This window comes from Bacillus sp. FJAT-22090, from assembly GCF_001278755.1.
Classification (GTDB): Bacteria; Bacillota; Bacilli; order Bacillales_A; family Planococcaceae; genus Psychrobacillus.
Genome location: NZ_CP012601.1, coordinates 2,016,261 through 2,034,300 on the forward strand (window position 1 = coordinate 2,016,261; position 18,040 = coordinate 2,034,300).

The 18,040-nt window shown below is 35.8% G+C and carries 16 protein-coding genes; 4 read left to right on the forward strand and 12 right to left on the reverse strand.

Annotated elements, in window-relative coordinates; genetic code table 11:
- Positions 1 to 69 precede the first annotated feature (69 nt).
- On the forward strand, positions 70 to 1,539 hold the full coding sequence (locus AM499_RS10405) for an aminotransferase class I/II-fold pyridoxal phosphate-dependent enzyme (RefSeq protein WP_053590146.1): 1,470 nt from the start codon (positions 70 to 72) through the stop codon (positions 1,537 to 1,539).
- Between the two features lie 54 nt (positions 1,540 to 1,593).
- On the opposite strand, the gene AM499_RS10410 is transcribed toward AM499_RS10405, so the two are convergent.
- From AM499_RS10410 to AM499_RS10425, 4 genes are all read right to left on the reverse strand, one after another.
- Entirely contained in the window at positions 1,594 to 2,268 is a 675-nt protein-coding gene (locus AM499_RS10410; protein ID WP_053590147.1) for an LrgB family protein, read from the reverse strand.
- A complete protein-coding gene (locus AM499_RS10415; protein WP_269432436.1) occupies positions 2,269 to 2,652 on the reverse strand; it encodes a CidA/LrgA family protein in 384 nt (127 codons plus the stop codon). It abuts the gene before it with no gap.
- Between the two features lie 118 nt (positions 2,653 to 2,770).
- Positions 2,771 to 3,592, reverse strand: a complete 822-nt coding sequence (locus AM499_RS10420; RefSeq protein ID WP_442853793.1) for a polysaccharide deacetylase family protein — start codon at positions 3,590 to 3,592, stop codon at positions 2,771 to 2,773.
- A gap of 81 nt (positions 3,593 to 3,673) precedes the next feature.
- Positions 3,674 to 6,721, reverse strand: a complete 3,048-nt coding sequence (locus tag AM499_RS10425) for an efflux RND transporter permease subunit (protein ID WP_053590149.1) — start codon at positions 6,719 to 6,721, stop codon at positions 3,674 to 3,676.
- A 104-nt stretch (positions 6,722 to 6,825) separates the two neighbouring features.
- On the opposite strand from AM499_RS10425, the gene AM499_RS10430 reads away from it, so the two are divergent.
- Positions 6,826 to 7,452, forward strand: a complete 627-nt coding sequence (locus AM499_RS10430; RefSeq protein ID WP_053590150.1) for a TetR/AcrR family transcriptional regulator — start codon at positions 6,826 to 6,828, stop codon at positions 7,450 to 7,452.
- A gap of 46 nt (positions 7,453 to 7,498) precedes the next feature.
- On the opposite strand, the gene AM499_RS10435 is transcribed toward AM499_RS10430, so the two are convergent.
- From AM499_RS10435 to AM499_RS10460, 6 genes are all read right to left on the reverse strand, one after another.
- Positions 7,499 to 8,284 (reverse strand): SDR family NAD(P)-dependent oxidoreductase, encoded by a 786-nt coding sequence (locus tag AM499_RS10435; RefSeq protein ID WP_053590151.1) that lies wholly within the window; start codon positions 8,282 to 8,284, stop codon positions 7,499 to 7,501.
- A gap of 363 nt (positions 8,285 to 8,647) precedes the next feature.
- Positions 8,648 to 10,060: a dihydrolipoyl dehydrogenase gene (gene lpdA, locus AM499_RS10440; protein ID WP_053590152.1), complete on the reverse strand. Its 1,413-nt coding sequence runs from the start codon at positions 10,058 to 10,060 to the stop codon at positions 8,648 to 8,650.
- Positions 10,061 to 10,063: 3 nt separating this feature from the next.
- Positions 10,064 to 11,428 carry a dihydrolipoamide acetyltransferase family protein gene (locus AM499_RS10445; RefSeq protein WP_053590153.1) on the reverse strand — a complete coding sequence of 455 codons (1,365 nt, stop codon included), beginning with the start codon at positions 11,426 to 11,428 and terminating at the stop codon, positions 10,064 to 10,066.
- A gap of 31 nt (positions 11,429 to 11,459) precedes the next feature.
- Complete coding sequence (locus AM499_RS10450; RefSeq protein WP_053590154.1) at positions 11,460 to 12,437, reverse strand: alpha-ketoacid dehydrogenase subunit beta; 978 nt, start codon at positions 12,435 to 12,437, stop codon at positions 11,460 to 11,462.
- A 3-nt stretch (positions 12,438 to 12,440) separates the two neighbouring features.
- Complete coding sequence (gene pdhA, locus AM499_RS10455; RefSeq protein WP_053590155.1) at positions 12,441 to 13,553, reverse strand: pyruvate dehydrogenase (acetyl-transferring) E1 component subunit alpha; 1,113 nt, start codon at positions 13,551 to 13,553, stop codon at positions 12,441 to 12,443.
- Positions 13,554 to 13,810: 257 nt separating this feature from the next.
- Complete coding sequence (locus AM499_RS10460; protein ID WP_053590156.1) at positions 13,811 to 14,458, reverse strand: YkyA family protein; 648 nt, start codon at positions 14,456 to 14,458, stop codon at positions 13,811 to 13,813.
- Between the two features lie 133 nt (positions 14,459 to 14,591).
- Between AM499_RS10460 and def the strand changes: the two genes are divergently transcribed.
- On the forward strand, positions 14,592 to 15,149 hold the full coding sequence (def, locus tag AM499_RS10465; protein WP_053590157.1) for a peptide deformylase: 558 nt from the start codon (positions 14,592 to 14,594) through the stop codon (positions 15,147 to 15,149).
- A gap of 668 nt (positions 15,150 to 15,817) precedes the next feature.
- On the opposite strand, the gene AM499_RS10475 is transcribed toward def, so the two are convergent.
- On the reverse strand, positions 15,818 to 16,753 hold the full coding sequence (locus AM499_RS10475) for a carbohydrate kinase family protein (RefSeq protein ID WP_053590159.1): 936 nt from the start codon (positions 16,751 to 16,753) through the stop codon (positions 15,818 to 15,820).
- A gap of 16 nt (positions 16,754 to 16,769) precedes the next feature.
- Complete coding sequence (locus AM499_RS10480) at positions 16,770 to 17,546, reverse strand: Cof-type HAD-IIB family hydrolase (RefSeq protein ID WP_053590160.1); 777 nt, start codon at positions 17,544 to 17,546, stop codon at positions 16,770 to 16,772.
- Positions 17,547 to 17,829: 283 nt separating this feature from the next.
- On the opposite strand from AM499_RS10480, the gene AM499_RS10485 reads away from it, so the two are divergent.
- Positions 17,830 to 18,039 carry a DNA-dependent RNA polymerase subunit epsilon gene (locus tag AM499_RS10485; protein ID WP_053590161.1) on the forward strand — a complete coding sequence of 70 codons (210 nt, stop codon included), beginning with the start codon at positions 17,830 to 17,832 and terminating at the stop codon, positions 18,037 to 18,039.
- Position 18,040 lies beyond the last annotated feature (1 nt).

Consider the following 18,040-nt stretch of genomic DNA (forward strand, 5'->3'; position numbering starts at 1 on the left):
TATGTCAAAATTTGTAGTAATTAATGTCATTAAACTAGACAAAAAATAATATTAGAGGTGGTATGAGCGTTGTCACAATTAGAAACTCCTTTGTTCGATGCATTATTGAAGCATCGTAACCGTCATCCTATCCAGTTTCATATTCCTGGGCATAAAAAAGGGAAAGGGATGGATCCTGCATTTCGAGAGTTTGTTGGAGATAATGTACTTTCCATAGATTTAATCAATATTGCTCCTTTAGATGACTTACACTCTCCTAAAGGTGCTATAAAAAAAGCACAACATTTGGCTGCTGAAGCCTTCGGAGCAGATCATACATTTTTCTCTGTCCAAGGTACGAGTGGTGCCATTATGACGATGATTCTTACTATTTGTGGTCCTGGAGATAAATTACTAGTCCCACGAAATGTTCATAAATCTATTATGTCAGCAATCGTTTTTGCAGGAGCAATACCTATTTTTATCCATCCAGAAGTTGATAAAGAGTTAGGAATTTCTCATGGGATATCTGCTGAATCTGTTGAAAAAGCGCTACAAGAACACCCGGACGCAAAAGGTTTACTTGTTATTAATCCAACTTATTTCGGATTTGCGGCTGACTTAAAAAAAATTGTAGACATCTCACATAAACATGGGATTCCTGTAGTTGTAGATGAGGCACATGGTGTCCATATTCATTTCCATCCTTCCTTACCAATTTCAGCTATGCAAGCAGGAGCAGATATGGCAGCTACATCTGTACACAAATTGGGTGGTTCGATGACACAAAGCTCTGTGTTAAACGTGAGAGAAGGTTTAGTTTCAGCAAAACGAGTACAATCCATTATTTCAATGCTTACGACAACTTCCACTTCTTATCCACTTCTAGCGTCATTAGACACTGCTAGACGCCAATTAGCGATTCATGGGGAGGATTTAATAGGAGAGGTCATAAGGCTTGCTAAAGATACACGTAAGCGTATTAATGTAATACCACATTTGCATTGTGCAGGAGAAGAAATTTTACAAACTTCTGCTACCTTTGATATGGATCCAACAAAATTATTAATAAGTGTAAAAAACTTAGGTATAACTGGTTATGCTGCAGAATCTTGGTTAAGAGAAAATGCAAATATAGAAGTTGAACTTTCCGATTTATATAATATTCTATGCTTATTTACTATTGGAGATACGAAGAAAGAAGCAAACATCTTAGTCAATGCACTCACTAGAATGGTAGCAGCATTTGAATCTGAAGCTGTTATTGTGGAGCCATCGGTTTCTTTACCAGATATTCCAGGTTTAGCGATGTCCCCACGCGATGCTTTTTATGCGAAAACGGAATCTATCCCTTTAGCTAAAGCAAGTGGGCGTATTTCTGCAGAGTTCGTAATGGTTTATCCACCTGGTATTCCTATTTTTATTCCCGGGGAAATAATTACGCAAGGGAATATCGATTATATTCAAATGAACATAGAAGCAGGGCTACCTGTACAAGGCCCCGAAGATGATACGTTAGAGACGATTCATGTGATTAGAGAACAACAAGCAATAAAATAAACACAAAAAACAGTCTTGCCTGAGCATTAAAATCTCGTTGGCAAGACTGTTTTTTTATATGATTAAAGCAAATAGTGGACATATAAAAGCTCCTAATACTGCACTTAGAGTCATTGATACGGACCCCATTGATAATACCTGTTCCCCGTATTCTGAGAGTTTAGCTAATCCAATTCCATGTGAAGCACTGCCTATAGAGACTCCTCTACTAATAGCTTTTTCTATATGACAAATTTTAAAAATAAAAGGTCCTAACAACGAACCTGTTAACCCTGCTACTATTACGAATACGGCCGTCAAAGCTGGATTTCCATCTATCGATTGACTAATTTGCATTGCTACAGGTGTTGTAATAGATTTCGATAGCAATGAAAGTATTAACTCATCATCTAATCTTAATAGTTTTGCAAATAATATTATGCTTATTAGCCCTGAAAACATGGCCACAACAATACTTGTCATAATAGGGAGTTTATATTTTTTTATAATACCTCTTTGCATATACAGTGGATATGCAAGGCTTACTATAGCAGGACCTAGCATCGCATCAATCCACTTGGCCCCACCCATATATTGATCATATGGAACTGAAAGCGAGCTTAATAGAATGATTAAAATAATCGTAGTCGTTAGCATTGGGGAAAAAAAAGGTGATGGATAACGCTTATATAACTTTGTCATTAAGTAGTAGATTAGTATAGTACCCAAAACCATAGCGAATACATCCATTTATTCTTCCTCCTTTAACGCAATTTTGTTTTCCAAGTATTGACCTACTCTTCCTGAAATGATTATTGTAAAAATAGTACTTATAACAACTGATATTATAAGCAATAAACCATGGAAAGATAATAGTTCAGGATAGTTCATTACTCCAACTGTCGCTGGTACAAAAAACAAAGTCAATACACTAAGCAAAAAACCAGCTCCATCTTTTATCAAGGAAACTGGTATTAATTTGAAATATAAACATCCAAACAGTAAAATCAAACCTACGATACTACCAGGAAATTTAATATGCAATCCTTCTACTATGACTGTTCCTAAAAAAGAAAACATATATAAGATAAGAATTTGAAATACAACTCGTAAGTATTTAAATATATATATCAATTTAAAGCTCCTAACAATTAGTAATATGCAATATTTTACTCCTTTACGTTCCATCGGTCTATTAGAACAAAAAAACATCTGGGAGAATATATGAATCACCCAAATGTTTTAAAGATTTTTATTCGATTCCTTTAATAGTATGTGGATCAATTAGGTCATAACCTTTTGCTCTAAAACCTTCCACAATACTAGGCAATGCACCTGCTGTCCATGAACGATCATGCATCAACAAGTTTGCACCATCAGTCAAATATTCTGTATTCAACATGATTTCTGTAAGGCTATCTGCATCCATATATTGTTTTTCCCAGTCATAGCCATACGTCCAGTTCATGAGTAGCATACCTTCACTTTGGACCAAGGATCTACTGTAATCTGTATTAACACCAAAAGGAGCTCTGAAAAATTTAGGCTTCTCTCCTGTTACTGCCTCCACTGTCTCATTTACTCTAATTATTTCTTCTCTTTGTTCTTCCTCTGAGCTATCCTTTAAATTTACATGTGTCTGCGTGTGATTGCCTATAGAAAAGCCCATATCATATATCGCTTTTAAATTAGCTTTTTCTTCCTCTGTGTCAATAAAATGTCCATTAACAAAAAAGATGGCAGGCGCATTCAATTCTTTCAATGTTTTCGCCATTTCTAAAGCATTTTTATCTGGTGCATCATCAATTGTTAATAAAACAGCCTTCGGATTAGCGGCTCCAATAGGTTTCAATGTCCAGTTTGCTTCGTTTAATTCATAAAGTATTTCCGGTACCTCTTCTACAGGTTCCTCTTCTTGTTTTTCTGTATCTTGTACAATCTCTTCGTCAGCTGTTACTTCAATCTTTTCTTCACTTTCTTTTTTTACTGTCGGTTCTTCCTTTTCTGCTCTACAAGCTGAAAGTACAAGAATCAATGCTGCAAGTATTACCCATTTTGTAAGTTTCAATATGATCACCCTGCCCTTCCATATGTATTTTACCACTAAAAAAAGGATGTTGTGTAGAGTATTTCCACACAACATCCTTCAAACTATTTAGCTATTTAAACCTTTCTTTCTTCTAAATTTTGCAAAAAACTCATATACCATTGGTACAAAAATTAGAGTAAGTAAAGTCGAACTTGTTAAACCACCTATAACCGTAACTCCTAGACCTTTTGAAATAAGTCCACTACCTTCTGCTCCGATTGCAAGTGGAATTAAAGCACCTATAGTTGCAAGGGCAGTCATTAGAATAGGGCGTAATCTTGTAGCTCCAGCTTCTAAAATAGCTTCTCTTGTAGGGTGGCCTTCATTTTCTTTATGAATAACACGGTCGATCAATACTATGGCATTTGTTACAACAATACCTATTAACATTAGCAACCCTAACATTGCAGACACACTTAATGTTTCTCCCGCAATAGCTAATCCTACTAATGCTCCAATAATCGTAAATGGAAGAGAGAATAGAATTGCAAACGGAGCAAGCCCTCCACCAAATGTGATGACTAAAATTAAGTAGACGATAGCAATTGCCGCTAGCATCGCCAATCCTAACTGTGTAAACGCTTCTGTAATGTCTTCTGTAACTCCAGAAGTATTAATTTCTACTCCTGCCGGTACACCTAATTTGTCAATTTCTGCTTGAATATCTTGAGATGTTTTAGCTACATCCTTAGCAGTTAATGTTCCTGATACACTCGCGAAAACTTTTCCTTCACGGCGATTTACAGTATCTGCACTTGTACCTTCTTTCACTTGGACAAGTTCAGAAATAGGCACCTCAATTCCAACTGGAGTCGCAACTGTTTCGTCTAATAAATCTTCCAACGAAGTCTGTTTTTCCTTTTGTTGATCAATATATACATCCACTGTTTGTTCATCTTTTGTAATGGTTGTTAATACTTCTCGTTGGACATTTGGGTTTAACTTCATTCCAATTTGCGCTGTCGTTAAACCATATTGCGTTAACTTTTCTTTATCAACAACAAAAGTATACTCAGTGTATGATTTTGATAAACTTGTATCTACATCTTTTAAGTCTTTCTCGTCTTCCATAATAGCTGCGATATCTTCTACTACTGGTTGAATAGCCTCTTTGTCTTTACCGTATACAAAATAACTAATTTGATTACTCGATCCGCTAGTAGAGAAATCTTGAGATTTCCATTCTCCTTTAACCTCAAATTCCTCAATTTCTTTCATTACATTCTCTTTTACTTTTGCAAATTCTTCCGTTTCTGGGTCGAATGTAACGAACATCAAAGAACCATTACTAGCTCCTGGAGCCATTGGATTTGCGCCACCGATAGATACTTGAACAATATCTACTTGATCTTTATCTAGGAAATAATTTTCTACTTGTTCTACACTCGCACTAATATCATTAGCAGTTTCCCCAGCATCAGGCGTATAAGTTACATACATCATCTTTTGCTCTTCTTCAGGTAAGAAACTTACTCCCACTACTGGTATTAGGAATAAACTTGCCACTAGAACTGCAACCGCTGCAATGGATGTAATCAGCTTATGATTTAATGCACCATTCAATATTTTTTTATAACCGGCTGCAAGCTTACCTTGCGACTCTTTATGAGCCATCTTTCCATTTTCCATATTCTTTCTAAATAATGTATGAGCTAGCATTGGAACAATTGTAATTGCCACCAATAAGGAAGCAAGTAATGCAAATACCATTGTTAATGCAAATGGTAAAAATAATTCCCCTACCATACCACTAACTAACCCAAGTGGTAGGAATACCGCTATTGTTACTAAAGTGGAGGATGTTATTGGAATAAACATCTCTTTTGTTGCTTCACGAATTAAATCTTTCCCTCTTAGTTTTTCTCCAGGAAGATTCATTCGTCTGAAAATATTTTCTACAACTACGATTGAATCATCAATTACACGAGCAATAGCAACTGTCATTGCTCCGAGTGTCATCATATTTAATGTAATATCCATTTGGTTTAATAATATAAACGCAATTAATATAGACAATGGAATGGAAATAATCGAGATAATTGTAGACTTAAAGTTTCTTAAGAACAATAGGATGACAATTATTGCAAATAATGCTCCAAATAATGCTTTGCTGACCATTGTTTCTACTGAAGCCTCTATTGGTTCACCTTGATCTAATGTTATTTGAACATCTATGCCATCAAAATCTTTTTTTATCTCAGGAATCATATCTTTTACAGCGTTTGCTACCTCAACGGTATTTGCTTCTTGCGCTTTTACTATTTGAATGGCAATTGCTTCTTGCCCATTTGTACGTGAGATAGATTCTGCTTTTCCTATAAATTCAATTTTAGCTATTTCTTGTAAGGTTACTGTAGACATTCCTGTAGGACTAACTACTGGAATTTTTAGATTTTCTAAGTCTTCTAATGTAGCTACCTTTCCATCAACTACAACCGATTGTTCTTCTTTTTCAAATTGGAATAATCCTAAAGGCATAGTTATGTTAGTACCTTGCACAATTCCTTTAACTGTAGCTTCATCAAGTCCAAGTTCAGCCAATTTCTCTTGGTCGAAAACTAAACTTACTTCTTCTACTTGTTGACCTGAAACAGCAGCAGAAGAAACACCTTCAATACCTTCAATTTGTGGAACTATAATATTTTCTACGTCATCTGTAAGTGCCTCTAAATCTTTTTCACTATTAGAAACACTTAAAGCGATAATAGGAAATGCATTTATACTAATTCTAGCAACCGAAGGATCTTGAACATTTTCGGGTACTTTTGCATTAGTTAATGCTTCTTTTACTTCCGCTTCAGCTTCTTTCATATCAATTCCGTACTCATATTCAATTTGTAGGGATGATGCATTTTGATACGAAGTGGAACTTACCGTTTTAACACTTGATAAATTACTTACTGCTTTTTCAAATGGCTCTGATACATCTTTTGCCACTTGTTCTGGTGTTGCGCCAGGGTAAACAGTAGTAACAGTTACTACTGGAATTGTAATATCAGGAATAGTTTCAAGTTTCATTTGTGTTCCTGCATAAATACCTGTCGCCGAAATGATTAACGTTAATAACCATACCGCAAGTTTATTTTTCATAACAAAGTTAATGATGGAATTCATTATTTTCCCCCGTATAGATATATTTTGACCAGTCAGTCACATTACTTTATAATAGTAATTGACCAGTCGGTCATTCGTCAACTAATAAGGAAGTAGGGGTTCATTTGCCTGACAAAAAAGTTTTAATAATTGAAAAAGCGGTAGAGCTCTTTGCTAAAAACGGTTTTGAGTCTACTTCTGTTCAAGAAATTACAGAAGCTTGCGGTATTTCAAAAGGTGCATTCTATTTACACTTTAAATCAAAAGAAAGTTTACTTTTTAGCATCTTTGAAATTTTTATTGATAGAGCAATTCAAAAGATCTCAAGCGTTTTTGAAATGGAAATATCACCGAAAGATAAACTAGAACTTTTTTTATGTATCCAATTTGAAGAAATTGAACAATACTCTGACTTCATCTTGATGCTCTTAAGAGAACAAACTAAACCAGATGAGACCGAATTGTTTGTCCTTATGCAAAAGATGGATCACCAACTTAACAACGCATTGAATACACTATTAATTGAAGTCTATGGAGAAGACATCAATAAGCACGTTGCTGATATGACCGTCATAATAAAAGGAATTATTAAAGGCTATATTGAATTAATTGTCTTATCTAATCAAAATTTTAATTTGAAAAAATTGTCAAACTTTCTTCTACATCGAATTGATTCAATAGTATTAGGGTTAACAAACCCTTTTTTAGAAGAAGATTTGTTATTAAACATTTGCTATAAAAAAACTACTTGAAGATGAACTTTTCATCTGACAAGTAGTTTTATTTTGCAAATAACAATTACATAGCTGCACCAGATCCACCATCAATGTTGACGGAAGTTCCAGTTACATACGATGCTGCATCAGATACTAAAAAAGTGATGACATTAGCAGCCTCAGATGTATCCCCAATTCTCTGAAGAGGAATAGTAGGTCCTACAACACTTTTGGAATATTCATCCCAACTTAAATCTGGTGCTTCATTTTTCCAACGCTTCTCAATTTGCTCACTTCTTATTAATCCGATGCATACTGTGTTTACACGAATATTATCTTTTCCTAAATCTTTGCTCATTGCTTTTGTTAATGCCATACCAGCAGCACGGCTAACAGTTGTTGGTAGAGAAGATGCAGGAGGAGTTTTTCCTAATACTGCTGTTACATTCACAATAGCCCCTCCACCTACTTCACGCATAAATGGAATCGCTGCTTTAGATGTGTGAATGGCACCAAATAGCTTTAAATCCAAATCTGTTTGCCATAATGCAGTTTCAACAGATTCAAAAGGATTTGCTGAAGAAGTACCCGCATTATTAATCAGAATATCAAGACGACCGTAATAATCCACTGTTTTCTGAATGATTTTCTTGCATTGTTCTTCTTTTGTAATGTCAGCAGGAACAACCAAAACCTCTTCTCCAGTTACTTGCTGGATGAAATCGGCAGCTTCTTGTAAACTTTCTTCACCTCGTGCACAAAGAGTCACTTTTGCTCCTTCTTTCACTAATTGTAAAGCTGTATGTAGTCCAATGCCCTTACTAGATCCAGTAACAATTGCTACTTTACCTGTTAATCCTAAATCCATAAAATCATCTCCTTATTTTTATTACATTTCTTCTACCATAGTAACATCCTTTTAATAATTTGTTTGAAAATTACTACTATAATATCATATAAGAAAATGCTGGCTCCCTTTAAAAGCTGTCCCTCTGCAACTTTTGTAGACTCGTTGATAGGATACTAAAAAATAGATTCTATGCTTTCCTATTGTGAGGTCCCTTCTACTCTATGTTTTGGTGACTGTTTAATATTTACAACCTTCATGGTAATAAACGTAATGTTCAAAGCAACCCTAATACAATAATGATAAAAAGAGTGATCATATACATTTCAACTAACATGAAAAAACCACTCAAAGCAAGGTTGCTTTGAGTGGTTCCGAAATAAATTATTTTGAAATGATATGAATTGGGTGACCCATAACAACTTCAGCAGCTTCCATTGCTATTTCACCTAATGTTGGATGTGCGTGAATAGTCATTGCGATATCTTCAACTGTCATTCCAGCCTCAATAGCTAAACCTAGCTCAGCAATCATATCAGAAGCTCCTTGACCTACAATTTGAGCTCCAAGAAGTAATCCATCTTCTTTACGAGAAACAAGTTTTACGAAACCTTCTGCAGCATTGAGTGCAAGTGCACGACCATTTGCACCGAATGGGAATTTCCCAGCAGCTACATCATATCCTTGTTCTTTAGCTTGCGCCTCGTTTAAACCTACTGTAGCCATTTCTGGATCTGTAAAGCAAACTGCAGGAATCGCTAAATAATCTACAACTGATGATTGACCAGCAATAGCCTCAGCAGCTACTTTACCTTCGTAAGAAGCTTTGTGTGCAAGTTGAGGTCCTGCTACGATATCACCGATTGCATAGATATTACTAATGCTAGTACGGCATTGTTTATCTACTTCAAGTAATCCGCGTTCACCGAACTTAATGCCAATTTCTTCTAGACCCATTTCGTCTGTATTAGGACGACGACCTACTGTTACTAATACATAATCAGCTTCGACTTTTTTCTCTTCTCCGCCTGCTTCATAAGTTACAACAACACCATTTTCAGTTTCTTCTACACCTTTAGCAGAAGCTTTAACTGAAATCTCGACACCTTTTTTCTTAAGGCCTTTTTTAACGATTGTTGTCATTTGCTTTTCGAAGCCAGCTAAAATGTCATCGCCGCCTTCAATAATTGTTACTTTTGAACCTAGGTTAGCATATGCAGAACCTAATTCAGTACCAATATATCCTCCACCAATTACAACTAAGTTCTCTGGAATCTCAGGTAAACTTAAAGCACCAGTTGAGTTAAGTACGCGTTTTGAATATTTGAATGTTGGGATTTCAACTGGGCGAGAACCAGTAGCAATAATCGCATTTTTAAATGTATACGTTTGAGCAGATTTTTCGTCCATAACACGAACAGTGTTAGCGTCTACAAAATATGCTTCACCCATTACTACTTCGATATTGTTACCTTTTAATAACCCAGAAACACCGCTTGTTAATTTTTTTACTACGCTATCTTTGAAAGCTTGTGCTTTAGAAAAGTCAATTTTCACATCAGTAGCAGTAATACCCATGTCGTCCGCATGTTTTGCTTGTTCAAAACGGTGACCAACAGAAATTAATGCCTTTGATGGAATACAACCAACGTTTAAACAAACGCCACCAATATATTCTTTTTCTACTACTAAAACTTTTTGTCCAGTTTGTGCTGCACGAATTGCAGCTACATATCCACCAGGTCCTGAACCAATTACTAAAGTATCTGTTTCAATCGGAAAATCTCCTACAACCATTTTTTACGCCTCCATTAATAATAATTCTGGACTGCTTAGCAAACGTTTAATATGGTTCAACGCATGTTGAGCAGTCGCACCATCGATCATTCGATGATCAAAGCTCAATGATAATGCTAACACAGGAGCAGCTACAATTTCACCATTTTTTATTACAGGTTTTTCTGAAATTCGACCAATTCCAAGTATTGCTACCTCTGGATGGTTAATAACTGGAGTAAACCATTGTCCACCAGCAGAGCCAATATTCGTTATAGAGCAGGAAGCACCTTTCATTTCAGAAGGTGAAAGTTTTCCTTCACGTGCCTTACCAGCAAGTGAATTAATTTCATCCGAAATAGCAAATACAGATTTTCTATCCGCATGTTTAATGACTGGAACAAGCAATCCTTTTTCAGTATCAGCTGCAATTCCAATATTAAAGTAATGCTTTTGAATTACTTCACTTGTTTCATCATCATAAGAAGTATTTAATTGCGGGAACTCACGTAATGTACTTACTAATGCTTTCACCACATATGGTAAGTAAGTTAACTTGATATTTTTTTCCGCTGCAATATCCTTAAACTTCTTGCGATGAGCAACAAGTTCCGTCACATCCACCTCATCCATTAAAGTTACATGAGGAGCAGTATGTTTTGAATGAACCATTGCTTTAGCGATCGCTTTTCGAATACCAGAGATTTTCTCGCGAGTTTCAGGGAATTCTCCTTCTATAGAAACTGGTGCAGATGTTTTTACTTCTGCTTTTGTTTCTTTTGATATTTCTTCCCCTTGTACATTACTTGAAACCTCTTCAGATTTCTGATCACCAGATAAGAATGATTCAATATCCTCTTTTAGTATTCGTCCATTTTTTCCTGTTCCAGAGACATCTGCAATATTCACTTCATTATCACGAGCAAACTTACGAACAGATGGCATTGCAATCACACGTTTGTCGCCTTTTGGATCCACTCTTGGCTGTTCTGTTGTTTCTGTTGTTTCTGTTGATTTCTCAGATTTTTCAGGAGCCTTTGTTTCTTCTTTATCTATAGATTGACCAGCCTCAGCTGTAGATTGTACTTGTGCTTCGGTTTTCTCGTTTGCCGCTTCGTTATCATGCCCTTTAAAATGTAGATCCTCATATCCAGGAGCATCTAATCGTATAAGCACATCTCCAACGACTGCAACTGTACCTTCGCTTACTAATACTTCCGTAACTTTCCCTTTTACAGGAGAAGGAATTTCTACTACAGCTTTATCGTTTTGGACTTCGCATAAAATATCATCTTCTGCTACTTCGTCTCCTACTTTGACAAACCATTTAACGATTTCGCCTTCATGTATACCTTCACCGATATCCGGTAATCGAAATTCAAATGCCACAGTATTCACCCTTTCTTTTAAATGCTATTTATTAAAACGTTAAGACTTTTTTAGCTGTTTCTACTATATCCTTTACTCCAGGTAACCAAACTGTTTCTGCTTGAGAAAATGGAAATACTGTATCAGGAGCAGCAACTCTTAGCACAGGCGCTTCTAAGCTTAAAATAGCTCTTTCTGTGATTTCAGCTACTACGTTTGCAGCGATACCAGCTTGTCTTTGAGCTTCTTGAACGACTATTGCACGTCCTGTTTTTTCAACAGAAGCAATAATTGTTTCAATATCAAGAGGTTGAACTGTACGTAAATCTACAACTTCTACAGAGTGACCTTCTTTTTCTAGCTCTTCCGCAGCTTTAATACTTTCATGTACCATTGCTCCATAAGTGATGATAGATAAATCTGTACCTTCACGTTTAACATCCGCTTTACCTAGTGGAATTGTATATTCTTCTTCTGGAACCTCACCACGGAATGAGCGGTACAATTTCATATGCTCTAGATAAATAACAGGGTCATTATCTCGAATAGCCGAAATCAATAATCCTTTTGCATCATAAGGTGTAGAAGGAATAACTACTTTTACCCCTGGAGTAGATGTCATTAATAGTTCTAAGCTATCTGCATGCATTTCTGGTGTGTGCACACCTCCACCAAATGGTGAACGAATTGTAACAGGGGCATTAAAAGATCCTCCTGTACGGAAACGCATACGAGATAGTTGTCCACTAATAGAATCCATTACTTCATAAACGAATCCAAAGAATTGAATTTCAGGAACAGGTCTGAATCCTTGAAGTGCTAGACCAACTGCAAGACCACCGATCCCAGACTCTGCTAGAGGTGTATCAAATACTCGATCTTCTCCAAACTCTTTTTGTAGACCTTCAGTTGCACGGAATACTCCTCCGTTAACGCCTACGTCTTCACCGAAGACTAGAACGTTTTCATCATTCTTAAGCTCAGTACGGAGTGCGTCCGTAATTGCTTGAATCATCGTCAATTGTGCCATCGGTTACTTCGACTCCTTCTCTGTATAGTAAGCTAATTGCTCATCTAAGTTATATGGGTTTTCTTCATACATAATATTAATTAAATCAGTAACTTTTTGTTTTGGTGCACTGTCTGCTTTTTTAATAGCTTCTTTAATTTCCTCTTTAGCTTTTTCGATTACTTCTGCTTCTTTTTCTTCATTCCATAGTCCTTTTCCTTCTAAGAATGTACGGAAACGAACAAGTGGATCTTTCTTTTCCCAAGCAGAATCTGTTTCAGACGTACGGTAACGAGTTGGATCATCTCCAGCCATAGTGTGTGGACCGTAACGGTAACAAAGTGTTTCAATTAGAGTTGGACCTTCTCCTCTAATCGCACGTTCTCTAGCATCTTTTGTCGCTACATAAACAGCTAAAGGATCCATTCCATCTACTAACACACTTGGAATACCAGCAGCAATACCTTTTTGTGCAATAGTTTTTGCTGCTGTTTGTAATTCACGAGGAGTAGAAATAGCATATTGGTTATTTTGAACAATAAATACTGCCGGTGAGCGAAAAGCTCCTGCAAAGTTAATTCCTTCATAGAAATCACCTTGTGAAGATCCACCGTCACCTGTATAAGTAATGGCAATCGCTTTTTTACCACGTTTTTGCATTCCAAGTGCTACCCCAGCAGCTTGGATAAATTGCGCACCAATAATAATTTGTGGTGGGAAAACGTTTACACCTTCTGGTATTTGATTTCCCATGAAGTGTCCACGAGAGAACAAGAAAGCTTGCCATAATGGTAAACCATGCCATACGATTTGTGGCACATCTCGGTACCCAGGTAAGATAAAATCTTCTTTTTCAATTGCAAATTGGGAAGCTAGTTGGGAAGCTTCTTGCCCTGCAGTTGGAGCATAAAATCCTAAACGTCCTTGACGGTTTAAAGAGATGGATCGTTGATCTAGAATTCTCGTATACACCATACGGCTCATTAACTCTACTAATTCTTCATCGGATAGGTTAGGGTTTGCTTCTTCGTTAACGATTGTCCCTTCTTCGTTTAAAATCTGGAACAATTCAAACTTTTCTTCAATCTCTTGAAGCGTTTTCTTTGGATCTAACTGCGGTAATTTTTTTGCAGCCATAATAGCAACTCTCCTTTTCTTCTGTATTAAAATTTCTTATAAGACATAGTGATACAACAATATTTCATTTTTAGTATACTCAAGTTTAAATCTACGGTCAATCATATAAAACTAGGGTTTGTTTTTGCAAGAAAATTTAAAACCTTTCAAACTGTATCACTAACAATTTTTGTCTGTATTATATCAGTTTACTAATGTAACAGTTATATATAATACAAAAGGCTATCCTAATGTTTCCCATTAGAATAGCCTACTGGTTATTTTTTTTCTTCTTGCAAGGAAGTAAATATATCTTCCTTCACTTTGTTTAACTGTGTAGTAAGCTCATTAAACTTCTCTACCGCTTTCTTGACCACTTCATTCTGTTCATTCACTTCTGCAACTTTGTTTTGAATTGTTTTTACTTCTGCTTCTTCAGTAATTAGTAAGTTATATAATTCTTCTTGCAAGCTAGCAAGAGAATTATACTCTTCAGTTAAAGCATCATAGGCTGCATATCTATTTTTTAATGCTTCTTCCATTTTTTCTAAATTTGCTTTTTCAGATTCATCTTTTGTTTCGGATATTAATGTTTGTAATTGTTTCAATTTTTCAGATGCTTTAGTAATGGAAGCTGCTTCTTTTTCTACTAAAACTAACCGTTCTTCCAAAAGTTTAGAAGTTTCACCTACTTGTTTTGTAAGCTCTTCTTTTTGGTCTTTTGTTAATTCCATCATACTTTGAAAATTAGCTTGCTCTTTTTTTTCGATTGCTATTAACTCTGATTGTACAGCTCTATAATCAGATTCAGATTCATATAATTCAGTTAAGATGTTAGATAGCTTTTCTTCTGTTTGTTGACCAAAAGAGCATGCAGACAGAAATAAGATAGAGCATAGAATAACTAGATATTTCATTTTTTTCATAAAGCAACCTCCTATATTCTTAACACTATAATTGTTCTTATCTTTAAATTCAACAGACCAATCGGCTCTTTTTGTTTAGTTAATGACCTTTTTTCGATATAATAGCTATATGAATATGGAAAGGACGATTCAAATGATACTTATGAACGACATTATAAGAGATGGTCATCCCACTCTTCGTAAAAAAACTTCTGAAATGACTTTCCCTTTATCAGCAGAAGATCAAAAACTTGCAGCAGACTTATTAGAATATGTTATAAACAGCCAAGATGAAGAAATGGTTGAAAAATATAAGCTAAGACCAGGAATAGGCATAGCTGCACCACAAGTGAATGCTGAAAAAAGAATGTTTGCATTACACTTAACAGATGAAGAAGACAATATTGTTAGCTTTGTTGCCGTAAATCCAAAAATTATTAGTCATTCAGTTGAAAAAACCTATATTTCTGCAGGCGAGGGCTGCTTGTCAGTAGATGAAGTAATTGAAGGCTATGTTCCTAGATATGCAAGAATTACAGCAACTGGTTTTTATCCAGATGGTAAACCGTTTAAAAAACGTTTAAAAGGATTACCGGCAATTGCTTTCCAACATGAGTTAGATCACTTAAATGGAATTATGTTTTATGATCATATTAATAAAATGAACCCTTATGCAGAAATACCCGATTCTACACCTTATGATCGTGGATAATAAAATAAGCGCCTCCTTGGCACCTCTCTAGCTGTTGAAAAACTCAAAAAAAGAGTTGTTACAGTTACGCTGAGGGCACTGAAAAAGTATATAGAATTTGACTTTACTAAATAATGTCGTCCTATAAATAAGAAAATTGTTGAAACGGCTCCCTTTCCGCGGGCGTTGCCTTAGCCTCCTCGCTGCGCTGCGGGGTCTTCGGCTAACGCTATCCCCGCAGGAGTGTCGCCTTTTTCAACGATTTTCTATAAATACTAATTGAAAAAATTTAAGTGATATAAACTTACTCTATTAATAGCGTGATGGCTTTTTAATTGAAAAGCGGATAATAGTTGATTGGAGTGGAAGGTGGCGACTCCAGCCGGAATAGCAAATGTTTTCTGCACCGAAAGCGAAGCGACAGGTGCATGAGCTGAAGACCCTGGACTGAGCGTCGCGAGGGAAGCGGCTGAAGCCATGCCGGCGGAACGCGTCCGCCTGGAACGGAAATCAACGGGTCCGAAATAAAAATCTAGTATGTGAAAAACCTGTCCTTCAACTACTGTCTCTTCTGCATCTCTTTCCTGCAGGAGTCGAGTGGACGCTTCTCCAAAATAACAAAACGCTATATTTTTCAATTTGTCTTTAATCTAAGAGGCGCCTAAAAAGGCACCTCTTTTATTTTATTGTTAACTTAATTCTTCTATTCTCGGCATTGCCGATAATGCGCCAAATTTTGTCGCACAAATTGCTCCTAGCTTGTTGCCGAATGATACATAGTCCTTCCATACATCTATAGTAGTAGGGGCTCCATAAAGATGAATCTGTCTTAATATCCCTGCCATAAATGCATCACCAGCACCTGTTGTATCTACAGGGTCGACTTTGACAACTGGAATGTGAACTATCTGTTCATTCATCACAATATAAGCTCCCTCTTCTCCCATTGTAATAAGAATTGTTGGTATGGAGTAATACTGCAACTTTTCAATACCCGCTTCGAGCGTATCTGTTCTTGTTAAGAAAAAAAGCTCTTCTTCTGTTAATTTTAATAAATTTACATCTGTGAAAAAAGAAATAATTGTATTTCTACATTTTTCTTCATTTTCCCATCTTAATGGTCTAATATTGGCATCAAATGATAAGAAAGTTCCTGTCTCTTTCAATGTAGCTACTATTTCTTTTGTAGTATTAAAGGCAACGGGGTGAAATAAAGTTCCCGAACAAAAATGAAAAAGAGAAGCATTTTGAAAAGCTGATTGTTCTAACGTACAGTATTCTACTTGAACATTTGGCGTTTCATCTACATACTTATTAAAAATTCGGTCATTGTCAGTGGTCAAATGAACATATACTCCACTCACTCTTTTTTCTGGAATGACTTTTGCGTAAGTAAGATCTACACCTTCTCCCTCTAGTTCAGTTCTAACAAACTCTGATGTTTCATCTTCGCCAGTCACCGTTATAAAAGACGCTGGAGCTCCTAATCTAGAGATGCCAGCTGCGACATTTACAGTAGCCCCCCCTAAAAACTTCGTGAATTGTGTATTGCTTGAATCACTTGCAATATAATCGACAAATGCATCCCCGTATATTAGTACATGTTTATTTTGCATGTTTTTCATGTATATCTCCTTATTACTATTGTATAAGTTCTAACTTCTTCATAGCATTTATTAAACCATTTTCAGAAACATGCTCAGTGACAATTGTCGCACGATCCTTTAATGCATCTACAGAATTTCCCATTGCAACGCCTATCCCAACAAAATCGATCATTTCTATATCATTGAATCCATCTCCGAAAGCAATACTATCATCTGGAGATTTCCCTAAATGTTTAAGCAATAATTCAATACCTTTAGCTTTTGAAACTCCTTTTGGTAGAACATCACAAGATACTCGATGCCAACGAACAAATTTTAAGTTTGGAAATGCATTTTCATATTCCTTTTGTTCTTCTAAGCTACAAAATATTAAAGCTTGATGGATGTCATTTGTTAAAAAGAAGTTTTCTTCTGTTCGAGGTAGCGCCATTTTTAAAGATGAAATACTTTCAAATACATCTTCATGGTCAGGTATATTCGATACAAATTCCTTACTATCCATATAAACTACCGGTTGCTCCCTATTTTGAGCAAAATCTGTTAACTGTTGCAACTCTTCTTTTTCTAGTACTCCTTTATAGATCGTTTCGCCTTTATACTGCACGATTTGGCCATTATAGCAAACAAAGGAGTCTAGGTTTAACTGGTCTAAAACAAATTTAGCTGTAAATGGAGCTCTTCCTGTAGCAATTATAATTTCATGCCCGTTCGATTTTGCTTCATTAATAGCTTCTATTACACCTGTGGGGATATTTTTATCACCATCTAGAATCGTTCCATCAATATCAAAAAATAAAATTTTATTTTTCATAAAAATAATCCTCTTTTCATTATGCAAATAGTTTGACTTTTCTGCGAAAATCCTTTACAATTTTTCCATTCTTGTATATAATGTAGTACAAGGAGTGGGTGGCCATGTTGAAACGCCTGAAAAGGAAACTGTTGAGACGGCTCGGTGGAATGCTCAGAGAAAAAACGATAGCATAGATTTTTATGCCCTTCAAATTTTGGAGGGCTTTTCTTTATTTTAAATAAGCGTCATGATAATATAAAGAGAATTGATTTATTTTGAACGTGAAAAAGGAGAGTATAAAATGATTTATAAAGTTTATTATCAAGAAAATGCACTAGAAGTACCAGTTCGCGAAAACACTAAGAGCCTATATGTAGAAGCAGAATCAGAACGTGAGGTTCGTTCTCTTCTGAAAGATCGAAAGTATAATATTGAATTAATTCAATTGCTTGAAGGTAGTCATTTAGAATACGAACAAGCAAGCGCGAATTTCAATGTTGAGAAGATATAAT

Coding starts and splice junctions, on each gene's coding strand:
- AM499_RS10410 (WP_053590147.1), bottom strand. CDS start 2,268: ATGGATGTATTCGCTATGGTTTTGGGTACTATACTAATCTACTACTTA.
- AM499_RS10425 (WP_053590149.1), bottom strand. CDS start 6,721: ATGAATTCCATCATTAACTTTGTTATGAAAAATAAACTTGCGGTATGG.
- AM499_RS10435 (WP_053590151.1), bottom strand. CDS start 8,284: ATGGATTTAGGATTAACAGGTAAAGTAGCAATTGTTACTGGATCTAGT.
- lpdA (WP_053590152.1), bottom strand. CDS start 10,060: ATGGTTGTAGGAGATTTTCCGATTGAAACAGATACTTTAGTAATTGGT.
- AM499_RS10450 (WP_053590154.1), bottom strand. CDS start 12,437: ATGGCACAATTGACGATGATTCAAGCAATTACGGACGCACTCCGTACT.
- pdhA (WP_053590155.1), bottom strand. CDS start 13,553: ATGGCTGCAAAAAAATTACCGCAGTTAGATCCAAAGAAAACGCTTCAA.
- AM499_RS10460 (WP_053590156.1), bottom strand. CDS start 14,458: ATGAAAAAAATGAAATATCTAGTTATTCTATGCTCTATCTTATTTCTG.
- def (WP_053590157.1), top strand. CDS start 14,592: ATGATACTTATGAACGACATTATAAGAGATGGTCATCCCACTCTTCGT.
- AM499_RS10475 (WP_053590159.1), bottom strand. CDS start 16,753: ATGAAAAACATGCAAAATAAACATGTACTAATATACGGGGATGCATTT.
- AM499_RS10480 (WP_053590160.1), bottom strand. CDS start 17,546: ATGAAAAATAAAATTTTATTTTTTGATATTGATGGAACGATTCTAGAT.
- AM499_RS10485 (WP_053590161.1), top strand. CDS start 17,830: ATGATTTATAAAGTTTATTATCAAGAAAATGCACTAGAAGTACCAGTT.